Genomic DNA, 10927 nt, shown 5'->3' on the forward strand with positions numbered 1-10927 from the left:
CCCGTACCTCTCGCCCAAGGAGTTGCCGCCGCCGTGAGCCGCAGCCTTCGACGCGGCGCCATCGCCGCCACCGCCATCGCGTTCTCGCTTGCCTCGCTCGCCGCGTGCGGCGCGGGCAACGACGCTCAGACGCTGGAGGTCAAGCCGGACAACGCGGCGACCTCCGTCGGCGACATCAAGATCCAGAACGCCATGGTCATCACGCAGCCCGACCTGAAGTCCAAGGGGCCCGCCGTGGTCTCCGCGACGGTCTTCAACTCCGGCTCGTCCGACCAGACCCTCGACTCGATCACGGTCGACGGCACCGGCAAGAAGGCGAAGATCACCGCCGCCAAGGACGACAAGAAGTCCAAGGCGAACGGCCCGCTGACGATCCCCGCCGGCGGCTCCGTCGTCATCGGCGGCAAGGACAACGCCTCCGCCGTCCTGCCCAGCAGCCGCGACGCCGTCAAGGACGGCAACGCGCAGCGGGTCACCTTCGCCTTCAGCAAGACGGGTGACGTGCGGCTCCAGGCGTTCGTCGTGCCCGCCGAGAGCTACTTCAGCAAGTGGGGCCCGACCCAGGTCCCGCAGTCGCCCGAGGCCAAGCCGTCCGACTCCGGCAAGCCGTCGGCGGGCAACTCGGGCAAGCCGTCCGACGGTGAGAGCGGCAGGCCCGAGGGCGAGGGCCAGGGCGAGAACCAGGCCGCCGAGGGCCGGAACGGCCAGGACGGCGCCGCGGAGGGCCCCGACTCGTCCGCCTCCGCCAACGGCAGCGGCACCGGCGACCAGGGCTCGGACGACGCGGGCGCCGACACGCAGCACTGACCCGGGCGCTCGGCCGAGGCCGGACGAGGCTCAGTCAGACGGAAGGGCGGGACCCGGACCCGGGTCCCGCCCTTCCGTGCTCCCTGGGGAGCCCGGTGCCGCTGTCCGGTCTACGGCTCGAACTTGTAGCCGAGGCCACGGACCGTGACCAGGTAGCGCGGGGCGCCCGGGTCCGGCTCGATCTTGGCGCGCAGGCGCTTGACGTGCACGTCGAGGGTCTTGGTGTCCCCCACGTAGTCCGCGCCCCAGACGCGGTCGATCAGCTGCATACGGGTCAGGACGCGGCCCGCGTTGCGCAGCAGCATCTCCAGGAGGTCGAACTCCTTGAGCGGCAGATCGACCTTGGAGCCGGAGACCGTCACCACGTGGCGGTCCACGTCCATGCGGACCGGGCCCGCCTCCAGGGCCTGCGGCGCGACCTCCTCGGGCTCGCCGCGGCGGCGCAGGACCGCGCGGATGCGGGCGACCAGCTCCCGCGAGGAGAACGGCTTGGTGACATAGTCGTCGGCCCCTATTTCCAGGCCCACCACCTTGTCGATCTCGCTGTCCTTGGCGGTGACCATGATCACCGGCACGTTGGAGCGGCCGCGGAGCTGACGGCAGACCTCGGTGCCGGGCAGGCCGGGCAGCATCAGGTCGAGCAGGACGAGGTCGGCGCCGTTGCGCTCGAATTCGTCGAGTCCGTCCGGGCCGGTCGCCGCGATGGCGACTTCGAAGCCCTCCTTGCGGAGCATGTAGGACAGAGCGTCGCTGAAGGATTCCTCGTCCTCGACGACGAGCACTCGGGTCACGGAAGGACCTCCGGGGCTGGAATGGGTTCGTACGTGGTGGTCTCGTCGGGGGGGACCGTCTCGCGGTCGAGTCCGCCGCCGTGACCGGTTCCGCGGTCGCGGTGCGCGGCCGCTTCGGGCAGCCGCAGGGTGAACGTGGAGCCCTGACCCTCGGAGCTCCACACCGTGACCTCCCCGCCGTGCGAGGCGGCCACGTGCTTGACGATGGCGAGGCCGAGGCCCGTACCGCCGGTGGCCCGCGAGCGGGCCGGGTCGACGCGGTAGAAGCGCTCGAAGATGCGCTCCTTGTCCTTGTCGGAGATGCCGATGCCCTGGTCGGTGACGGCCACCTCGATCATGTCGCCCCCGGGTGCCGTGACCCGGCGGGCGGCTATGCCGACGCGGGTGCGGGCGGGGCTGTAGTTCACCGCGTTCTCGACGAGGTTGCCGAGGGCGGCGGCGAGCTGGCCGCGGTTGCCCCAGATCTGGAGCTCCGCGGTCCCCCCGGCCGCCATGGTGATCTGCTTGTGCGAGGCCTGGTGCCTGCTGCGGTCCATCGCCTCCGCCACCAGCTCGTCGACGCGGACCGGCTCCGCGTCCTCCAGCGGGTCGTCGTTCTGGACCCGGGAGAGGTCGATGAGCTCCTGGACGAGGCTGGTCAGACGGGTCGCCTCTACCTGCATGCGGCCCGCGAAGCGCTCGACGGCCTCGGGGTCGTCGGAGGCGTCCATGACCGCTTCGGAGAGCAGCGAGAGGGCGCCGACCGGCGTCTTCAGCTCATGGCTCACATTGGCGACGAAGTCGCGGCGTACCGCCTCGATGCGGCGGGCCTCCGTGAGGTCCTCGACCAGGAGCAGCACGAGCCGGGAGCCGAGCGGCGCCACCCGGGCGGAGACCGCGAGGGCCTCGCCGCGGCCGGTGCCGCGCCGGGGCAGGTCCAGCTCGACCTGTCGTATCTCTCCGTCACGACGGGTGTCGCGGGCCATCTGGAGCATCGGGTCGACGGCGAGCTTGCCGCCGCGCACGAGGCCGAGGGCGTACGCCGCCGAGCTGGCCTTGACCACGCTGTCGGCCTCGTCGAGGACGACGGCGGACGAGCGCAGCACGGAGAGGACCGTGTCGACGCCGGGCGGCAGTACGGGGTCAGTGTGCAGGGAGGTCCGGGTGGGGCGTTTCTGGTCGCGCTCGCTCCAGCGAAACGCCAGCATGGCGATGACGCCGGTGCACACTCCGGCGATCGCTGCCGCTGCGGCGACCGCCGCGTTCACGTCCATGCGTCCAGGTTATGCGCCGGTCAGGTGTCGTCCACAGCCGAACGGGGGCCGCCTCGAACACTCGTCGCCCAGAGTTCACCGTGGGGACGGCACTGGTTCATTTCCTCCGGAGGTGCTGGTGGGGAGCGCGGCGGAAGGGCCGCCGTCCGTCTCCCACAGTTCACCTTGATGACGGGGGCGGTTCACGCGGGGTGCCGGTAACGGACGCGTCCAGGCCACACCGTGGGAGCGTGGGGCCAGACCCTGAGACGTTCTGGGACCCCCGAGACGTACTAGAGAGGGACAGCCACATGCGGGACGCGTACCACGAGGAACTTGACTCGATCGGCGACGGCCTGGTCGAAATGGCCCGTCTGGTCGGGTCCGCGATCGGGCGCGCCACGACGGCCATGCTCGACGCCGACCTGAAGATGGCGGAGAGCGTCATCGCCGCCGACCAGAAGGTCGACGATCTTCAGCACGACCTGGAGGCGCGTGCGATAGCCCTGCTGGCGCGGCAGCAGCCGGTCGCCACCGATCTGCGCATCGTCGTCACGTCGCTGCGGATGAGCGCCGACCTGGAGCGCTCGGGCGACCTGGCCCAGCACGTGGCGAAGCTCGCCCGGCTGCGCTTCCCCGACTCGGCGGTGCCGCGGGACCTGCACGCCACGATCCTGGAGATGGGCCAGCTCGCGCAGCGCCTGATGGCGAAGGCGGCGGAGGTCATCATCACCAAGGACGTCGATCTCGCGCTCCAGCTCGAACAGGACGACGACGAGATGGACCAGCTCCACCGCACGCTCTTCCAGCACCTGATGGACGACCGCTGGAAGCACGGCATCGAGACGGCTGTCGACGTGACCCTGCTCGGCCGTTACTACGAGCGCTTCGCGGACCACGCGGTCTCGGTGGCGAAGCGGGTCGTGTACCTGGTGACGGGCGAACACGCGGACGAGATCCAGCCCGCGGGGACGCCGGTGGAGGGGGCGTAGCCCCGTTCGCCTGCTCCGGCTGCACGCCGTGGGGCGACGCGCCCCGCACGGGGTCAGGTCCGTGCGGGGCGCGTCGGCCGGGGGCCCGTGCGGGGCGCGTCGGCCGGGGGTCAGCCGCAGCTTCCGCCGCACTGGCAGCTTCCGCCGGACTGGCAGCCGCAGCTGCAACCGGAGCCGCAGCCGCAGGCACCGAGCAGCACGAGCCTCGGCAGGCCCGGGGTGTCGGCCGACGGCTCGGGGACGGTCTGATTCTTGCGGGACTCGGCCATGGGAGCTCCTTTTCGAAGGCGTACGGCAGGGGCGTACCTCCCCATTGCATGCCCGGCGGGGCGGGCGCATCAACGGCGCACACGCGCGTGCCCGTGCCTGCGTGTGCCGGGGCGGCCCGCTTGGCGGCCCGATTCCTGGCCCCTGTCATACCCACCCCGCACGTGCCGATTCGGCCGCACATAGACGCATTACTGCCAACCGTACGTAACAGACCTGCCACTCAAAGTCGTTCGCAGCTACACAAGAAGGCTGGGACGTCGTCGTCCGAGGGGGGTCTGGCCGATGGTTCTGACGATCAATGTGGCGGTTCTGCTTGCCGTGATCATCATCCTGCGCCTGCGCAGACGCACGCAGGCCAGGAGCCGGGCGGACGAGAAGATGACGGTACTCATCGTCCTGGTCTTCGGTGTCCTGATAGCCCCTACGGCATTCGGCCAGTGGATCCTGGACGTGGTGGGGAGCGCGGCCCAGGGCATCACGGAGTCCGGGACGCCCTGACGTTCCGGTTCCGGCAGGGGCGGCAGGAACCTCCGCGCGGCCCGGACCGACGAAGGTAGGCTCCGGGACGGAGCGGCGTGGGCCGGTGGAGGCGACGGAGGACAGAGCATTGAGTACTGCTGCCAGTGACTCACCGGGCATCCCTCCCATGCCGGAGAGAACCCCCAAGGCACTCCGCGAAGCCATGGTCCAGCACGCCCCGCAGTTGCTCGGTGACTTCGACGCGCACTGGAAGCGGGCGATCGCCGACTCCTTCGACCTCGGGCCCGTGCCCGCGTTCCTGGCTCGCTGGTGGGGCGAGTACGCGATCGCCCGCGACCCGCACCTCAGCGCCCACCTGACCGACCTCGAAGCGCGCGCCACCGAGGCCACGGACCTCGCCGAGGGCAAGAAGCTCCTGGAGGAAGCCTCCAACATCCGCCACATGGCCGCCCGCACGGAGCCTGGCCGGTGAGCGACGGCGGGTTCATGGGGCCGCCCTGGCAGATGGACTGGGCACTCAAGGCGCAGGCCGCGCGCGACGCCCTGCCGGAGCATGTACGGAAGATCGTCGACGCGGCACGGGCCGAACTGGTGACAGCCAAGGACCCCTACATCCGCGGCATCGAAGCCGACGCCGAACTACCGCCCACGATGCGCGTGGAACCGGCCCGCTCCACCAGCCCCAAGGGCCCTCGCGTCCTGTACTTCGACACCTACCGCGGTTGGCTCCGATACATCTTCATGCACCGCGCGGACGACCCGCAGATCGTGGTGGAGGAGATCTTCTGGCAGTGACGTCGGCTCTTCAGGGGGCGGTGTGACGGCTTGATCAATTGCGTCGGGCACCGCCCGGGGGCCGGGTGGGCGTTACGCCTCGACGTCGTAATCGCAGACGAGGCGGCGTCTAGGGACGTCTTGCCTGCGCGGCGCGCGGTGGCAACTGCACGGCTTCGCCCGGGCCCTTCACCGCGTGGGGCGGTACCAGCGCCGATGCACCGCAGGTTCGACGCACAGTACGGCGGCGCCTGCGGTCGCGCCGATCAGTAGGGCGGGTCCGCCGCCACCGAGGGCCGCGCCGAGGCAGGCCGCGACAATCACCAGCGGGCGCAGCAGGGTCAGCGGGCCGAGGCCGATGACCATCGCGAGGGTGCCTGCGCGGAAGGGCAGGGTGAAGTAGGCGGCGAGCGAGACGAGTACGGCGATGGCGTAGATAGTGAGCGGGAGCAGGTAGCCGAGGCCGCCGGCGGTCAGGGTGTCGTAGGTCCGTGCCCGGTCGCGTGCGGTCAGCAGCAGGAGGGCGGCGGTCAGCGCGGAGGCGAGCAACAGGACGGACCCGACGGCCAGTCCGCGCAGGGCGGCTCGGACGGTCGCCCGTTGTCTGCGGATGCGGGCGTCGCTGCCCGCGTAGGCGCGGAAGCCGCTGAACGCCGCGTCGACCAGACCGAGGAGTACGAGCGGTATGGCGGGCGTCATCGGCCGGTCCCGGCGAGGCGTTCCGGGCCGACCAGGCGGCGCGCGTCCCGCCCGAGGGCGCGGCGAAGCGGCGCCTCCAGGTGCGGGCGCACACCGATGACCGGGCGCACCGTCGTGCAGAACGGGTTCGCCGTGCCGCGCGGCTCGTACAGCAGCGCGCGGATGCCGGGCACCGCGGCGGAGCGCAGCAGTGTCTCGTCGCTGTGCGCGCGCCGCGCGGAGACGACGCCGTCGTGGCGGCCGAGCGGATCGCGCATCCGGGCACGGTGGAACATCCAGGCGCCGAGGGGCGCGAGGGGGGTCGCGGCGATGTCGAAGTGGCAGAAGGCATGCGCCGGTGAGGCGCCCTGGGCCCGGAAGAACTCGGCCAGCGCGGGACCACGGAAATGGTGCAGCACGCCGGTGGAGACGTAGACGGTCGCGACCTGCGGCAGGTCGAAGGCGTTGCCCCGGACGAATCGGCAGTCGAGCCCCTCCGCCCGGGCAAGGCGGTCCGCCTCGCCGACCAGCGCGGCGTCGAGGTCGACCCCCACCAGCTCGACCTCCCCACCGAGGGCACCGGTGGCCGCCAGCCGACGGACGAGATAGCCCAGACCGCAACCGACGTCGACCAGGCGGTATGGACCGGGCAGCCCGGTGGTCTGCCGGATCGCGGTGAAGAGAGGGCCGAGCAGATGCACCAGCCGTTCACCGATCCGCAGTTCCTCACTCAGGCGCTGGAGCTCGGTGTGCACGCGGATGAGCAGGCGGTCCACGGCACACGGGTCGAGCACACCGTCCCGGTCCACGGGCAACCCGGCGACGATCCGCACCGCACGCTCGTCCCCGCTCGCACGGAGCTGCTGGATCACCTCGGCACGCCGGACGGGGACCCGGTGACCACTGCGCGGATCCACCGCCGTGATCAGATCGGAAATCTCAAGCTGGGGCACGGGGCAGAACCCTATGTCCTCCTACGGCGGTACACGCCGCCAGGTGCCAGCGCATGAAGATGCCTCCCATCCGCGCCGTATGCGCAGGTGGGAGGCATGATCACAAAAGCTACTTCTTCTTGCCCTGGTTCTTGACCGCCTCGATCGCCGCCTTCGCCGCGTCCGGGTCGAGGTAGGTGCCGCCCGGGTTCAGGGGCTTGAACTCCGCGTCGAGTTCGTAGGAGAGCGGGATGCCCGTGGGGATGTTCAGGCCCGCGATGTCGGCGTCGGAGATGCCGTCCAGGTGCTTGACCAGGGCGCGGAGGCTGTTGCCGTGGGCGGCGACCAGGACCGTGCGGCCGGTCAGGAGGTCGGGGACGATGCCGTCGAACCAGTACGGGAGCATGCGGACGACGACGTCCTTCAGGCACTCCGTCTGCGGGCGCAGCTCCGGGGGGAGCGTGGCGTAGCGCGGGTCGGAGAACTGGGAGTACTCCGCGTCGCGGTCCAGCGGCGGCGGCGGGGTGTCGTACGAGCGGCGCCACAGCATGAACTGCTCCTCGCCGAACTCGGCGAGCGTCTGCGCCTTGTCCTTGCCCTGGAGGGCACCGTAGTGGCGCTCGTTCAGGCGCCAGGAGCGGTGGACCGGGATCCAGTGGCGGTCGGCCGACTCCAGGGCGAGCTGCGCGGTGCGGATCGCGCGCTTCTGGAGGGACGTGTGGACCACGTCGGGCAGCAGGCCGGCGTCCTTGAGCAGCTCACCGCCGCGGACCGCCTCCTTCTCGCCCTTCTCGTTGAGGTTGACGTCCACCCAGCCGGTGAACAGGTTCTTCGCGTTCCATTCGCTCTCGCCGTGGCGGAGGAGGATCAGCTTGTACGGTGCGTCGGCCATGCCCCCGAGCGTAATCGAACCCCTGGGAGCCTCGCGCGCGCGGGCGCGGGACCTCGCGGGCGCGGGACGGAGGGCGGACCTGACGCGCACCCCGAGCATTGACGGAAGTCGTCAATTGACTGGCAGGGCGAAAGCGGCCACTCGTAATGTGTCGATGCCGCCTGAGACGCTTACACAAGCTCTCCACTCACGCCATTCCGGGGGATCGCCATGCCTGTCAGCGCCATGAGACGTGCCGTCACCGAGAGCGTCTCGGGGATGCCCCGCGCCTTCTGGTGGCTGTGGACGAGCACGCTGGTCAACCGGCTCGGAGCCTTCGTCGCCACCTTCATGGCGCTCTATCTGACGCTGGAGCGCGGGTACTCCGCCTCGTACGCCGGACTCGTGGCCGCCCTGCACGGGCTGGGCGGCGTCGTGTCCTCGCTCGGCGCGGGCGTCATGACCGACCGGCTCGGGCGGCGGCCCACGCTGCTGATCGCGCAGGCCTCGACGGCCGTCTCCGTGGCCGTGCTCGGATTCGTGCAGCACCCGGTGGCCATCGCGGGCGTCGCCTTCCTCGTCGGCATGGCGAGCAACGCCTCGCGGCCCGCCGTGCAGGCCATGATCGCGGACATCGTGCGGCCCGAGGACCGGGTAAGGGCCTTCTCGCTCAACTACTGGGCCATCAACCTCGGCTTCGCCGTCTCATCGGCCGGTGCCGGGTTCATCGCCTCCTACAGCTACCGCGCCGGGTTCCTGATCGAGGCCGGTATGACCATGGCCTGCGCGATCGTCGTGTTCGTGAAGCTGCCGGAGTCCCGGCCCGTACGCACCGCGCTCGAAAAGGCGGCGGAACCGCGGGGCGGGCTCGGCACCGTGCTGCGGGACGGGCGCTTCATGGGCGTCGTCGGACTGTCCTTCCTCGTCGCGCTGATCTTCCAGCAGGGGGCCGTGGGGCTGCCGGTCGCGATGGGCGAGGCCGGTTTCACGCCCGCCGACTACGGCCTCGCCATCGCCGTGAACGGCGTACTGATCGTCGCCCTCCAGATCCCCGTCACCCGCTTCATCGAGCACCGGGACCCGCGACGGCTCCTCGTGCTCTCGTCGGTCATCGCGGGCTACGGCTTCGGGCTCACCGCCTTCGCCGGGTCGCTCGGCGTCTTCGCGCTGACGGTCTGCGTCTGGACGCTCGCCGAGATCGTCAACGCGCCGACGCAGACCGGCCTGGTCGTACGGCTCTCCCCGGTCCACGGACGCGGGCGCTACCAGGGCATGTACACGATGTCGTGGTCGGTGGCCGCGCTCGTCGCCCCGCTGATGTCCGGCCTCACGATCGACCGGTTCGGCGCGGACTGGCTGTGGGCGGCGTGCGCGGTGCTCGGCACGGTGGCCGCGCTCGGGTACAGGGGGCTGATGCGGAGGCTGCCCGCCGAGGAGACAGCGGAGACACCGGAGACACCGGAGACACAGCCCAGGGCGAAGGCGCCCGAGGCGTCCCTTACGGAGACTTCGCCCGTCACACCGGTTACGCCCGTCACGCCGGTTACGCCCGTCGCACCCGCAGCGCCCGCTGCGCCTCATGCAGATTCCGGGGCCGTACCGCGTCCGTAGTGCCGTACAGCTCCAGGCGCGCGTGCAGGTCGCCCGTGAAGTCCGGTACGTCGGTCTGGTCGAACTCGCGGACGGTGTTGAGCCCGACCGTGGCGCTGTGGGGCGCCAGGCCGTCGATCTTCATCAGGCCCGCGCGCTCGTTGGTGACGCGGATGTTCCAGTGCGTGAAGCGGGCACCGAAGAGGGGGCCCGCGCTCGCGTCACCGCCGTGGCGTCCGTTGTTCTCGACGGTGATGTCGGTGCGTACGTTCGCGAACGGCATCCCGCGGTGGCTGTCGAAGGTGCCCATCTCCATGTGCCCGCGCGACCAGACGTTGTGGGAGGAGAGGCCTTCGACGTTGATGCCGTGCAGTTGGGTGCCGGGCGGGGCGGGCGTGGTGCGGGCGTCGATCCGGAAGTCCTCGGTCAGGTTGTCGTGCGAGCCCTCCCGGCAGAAGTACGGGTGGTGCGAGCCGCGCCCCGTCACGCGCGTGCGGCGCAGGGTGCAGGCGGACGCGGCGACCAGACCGAAGCCGTTGTCCATGTGGCGCACGACGATGTCGTCGGCCCAGCAGTCGTACGCGCACTGGAACGTGACGCCGTTGTACCCCTTGTCCAGGAGGTGCGGTCCCTGCGGCGTCTCGACGGCCTCCAGGGTGAGCCCTTCGACGCCGGAGCCGGTCAGCGCCTTCACGTGGGTGGTGAGGCGGGGGTCCCACTCCGCGCGTACGTCGAGCGGCAGGGGCCGCTCGAAGGTGACCTCGCGCTTGCGGCGGTCGACGGCGGCGATCCTTACGGGCCACTCGTAGGGGACGTAGGAGGTCAGCTTCGTCTTGTCGTCCCAGACGTACGCCCGCGGCCCCGCGCCGCCGCCCGCCATGTGCTGGAGCAGGGTGTGGCCGGGGTCGTCGGAGAGCCGCAGGAGTACGAGGTCTCCCGCGCGGAGTCGGGACGTCTCCGCGACGCGGACGGACCAGGAGCCACGACGGGCCTCGCCCAGCGTGGTCAGCGTGCGCCACTCGTCGCGCCTGTTGCCGGTCCAGCCCTCGAAGGGCCAGGCCTTGGCCTTGATGGCGGTGGGCAGCGCGTCGTAACGGGCCTGCGGGCAGAGCCAGATGAGGCCTCCGGCCCAGGACCAGCTCGACTTGTCACCGCCGTAGCGGGAGCCGTAGGGGCCGATCAGCTCGGTGAGGCTCCTGGTCGCGAGGAGAGTGGTACGGGCGCTGCCCGCGCCCCGGAGGATGACGTTGTCGTGGGCTATGCGGAGGGCGTCGTCGATGCGGTAGGTGCCGGGCGGGATGAGTACGGTGCCGCCGCCGCGCCTGCCCGCCTCGGCGAGGGCACGGTTGATCGCGGGGGCCGCGTCCTTGACCGCGTCCGACGCGGCTCCGCTCGGTTCGGCTCCGTAGTGGCGGATGTCGTAGATGCGTCGGGCCCCCGGGGCGGGGTGGCGGAGGGGGCCGTCGCCCGTACGGCATCCGGCGTGGCCGATGTAGGGGATCTGGGGGTG

13 protein-coding genes are annotated in these 10927 nt (G+C 71.1%); 6 read left to right on the plus strand and 7 right to left on the minus strand.

The window, feature by feature from the left end; translation table 11 throughout:
* The first annotated feature begins 33 nt into the window (after nucleotides 1–33).
* Nucleotides 34–807, plus strand: coding sequence for a DUF461 domain-containing protein (locus AB8Z36_RS16720; protein WP_369214105.1), 774 nt, complete (start codon nucleotides 34–36; stop codon nucleotides 805–807).
* 110 nt (nucleotides 808–917) lie between these two features.
* Here AB8Z36_RS16720 and AB8Z36_RS16725 read toward each other — a convergent pair whose 3' ends face one another.
* Both AB8Z36_RS16725 and AB8Z36_RS16730 read right to left on the minus strand, forming a co-directional pair.
* Nucleotides 918–1598 (minus strand): response regulator transcription factor, encoded by a 681-nt coding sequence (locus AB8Z36_RS16725; RefSeq protein WP_018527980.1) that lies wholly within the window; start codon nucleotides 1596–1598, stop codon nucleotides 918–920.
* Nucleotides 1595–2851: a sensor histidine kinase gene (locus AB8Z36_RS16730; RefSeq protein WP_369214106.1), complete on the minus strand. Its 1257-nt coding sequence runs from the start codon at nucleotides 2849–2851 to the stop codon at nucleotides 1595–1597. Before AB8Z36_RS16730 ends, AB8Z36_RS16725 begins: the two co-directional genes overlap by 4 nt.
* Before the next feature lie 290 nt (nucleotides 2852–3141).
* Here AB8Z36_RS16730 and phoU point away from each other — a divergent pair, with 290 nt between their 5' ends.
* Entirely contained in the window at nucleotides 3142–3822 is a 681-nt protein-coding gene (gene phoU / locus AB8Z36_RS16735) for a phosphate signaling complex protein PhoU (protein ID WP_369214107.1), read from the plus strand.
* A 110-nt stretch (nucleotides 3823–3932) separates the two neighbouring features.
* Here the strand turns inward: phoU and AB8Z36_RS16740 are convergent, their stop codons facing one another.
* The gene (locus AB8Z36_RS16740; protein ID WP_369214108.1) at nucleotides 3933–4091 is read right to left on the minus strand and encodes a hypothetical protein; all 159 of its coding nucleotides are present in this window, start codon (nucleotides 4089–4091) and stop codon (nucleotides 3933–3935) included.
* A gap of 283 nt (nucleotides 4092–4374) precedes the next feature.
* Between AB8Z36_RS16740 and AB8Z36_RS16745 the strand changes: the two genes are divergently transcribed.
* The 3 genes from AB8Z36_RS16745 to AB8Z36_RS16755 all read left to right on the plus strand — a co-directional run bounded on the left by AB8Z36_RS16745 (nucleotide 4375) and on the right by AB8Z36_RS16755 (nucleotide 5367).
* Nucleotides 4375–4590, plus strand: a complete 216-nt coding sequence (locus AB8Z36_RS16745) for a hypothetical protein (RefSeq protein ID WP_369214109.1) — start codon at nucleotides 4375–4377, stop codon at nucleotides 4588–4590.
* A 148-nt stretch (nucleotides 4591–4738) separates the two neighbouring features.
* Nucleotides 4739–5044 (plus strand): DUF6247 family protein, encoded by a 306-nt coding sequence (locus tag AB8Z36_RS16750; RefSeq protein ID WP_369214110.1) that lies wholly within the window; start codon nucleotides 4739–4741, stop codon nucleotides 5042–5044.
* Nucleotides 5041–5367: a hypothetical protein gene (locus AB8Z36_RS16755; protein WP_369214111.1), complete on the plus strand. Its 327-nt coding sequence runs from the start codon at nucleotides 5041–5043 to the stop codon at nucleotides 5365–5367. The genes AB8Z36_RS16750 and AB8Z36_RS16755 overlap by 4 nt, the downstream gene beginning before the upstream one ends.
* 168 nt (nucleotides 5368–5535) lie before the next feature.
* Here the strand turns inward: AB8Z36_RS16755 and AB8Z36_RS16760 are convergent, their stop codons facing one another.
* From AB8Z36_RS16760 to AB8Z36_RS16770, 3 genes are all read right to left on the minus strand, one after another.
* Complete coding sequence (locus tag AB8Z36_RS16760; RefSeq protein WP_369214112.1) at nucleotides 5536–6045, minus strand: hypothetical protein; 510 nt, start codon at nucleotides 6043–6045, stop codon at nucleotides 5536–5538.
* Nucleotides 6042–6977, minus strand: a complete 936-nt coding sequence (locus tag AB8Z36_RS16765; protein ID WP_369214113.1) for a class I SAM-dependent methyltransferase — start codon at nucleotides 6975–6977, stop codon at nucleotides 6042–6044. The genes AB8Z36_RS16760 and AB8Z36_RS16765 overlap by 4 nt, the downstream gene beginning before the upstream one ends.
* A 109-nt stretch (nucleotides 6978–7086) precedes the next feature.
* Complete coding sequence (locus AB8Z36_RS16770) at nucleotides 7087–7848, minus strand: phosphoglyceromutase (protein WP_365355032.1); 762 nt, start codon at nucleotides 7846–7848, stop codon at nucleotides 7087–7089.
* Between the two features lie 210 nt (nucleotides 7849–8058).
* On the opposite strand from AB8Z36_RS16770, the gene AB8Z36_RS16775 reads away from it, so the two are divergent.
* Nucleotides 8059–9438 carry an MDR family MFS transporter gene (locus tag AB8Z36_RS16775; protein ID WP_369214114.1) on the plus strand — a complete coding sequence of 460 codons (1380 nt, stop codon included), beginning with the start codon at nucleotides 8059–8061 and terminating at the stop codon, nucleotides 9436–9438.
* On the opposite strand, the gene AB8Z36_RS16780 is transcribed toward AB8Z36_RS16775, so the two are convergent.
* Nucleotides 9371–10927: glycosyl hydrolase family 28-related protein (locus AB8Z36_RS16780; RefSeq protein WP_369214115.1), on the minus strand; the 1557-nt coding region annotated here is incomplete at its 5' end. The genes AB8Z36_RS16775 and AB8Z36_RS16780 overlap by 68 nt on opposite strands.

This window comes from Streptomyces flavofungini (assembly GCF_041028215.1).
In the GTDB taxonomy this organism is placed as follows: Bacteria; Actinomycetota; Actinomycetes; order Streptomycetales; family Streptomycetaceae; genus Streptomyces; species Streptomyces flavofungini_B.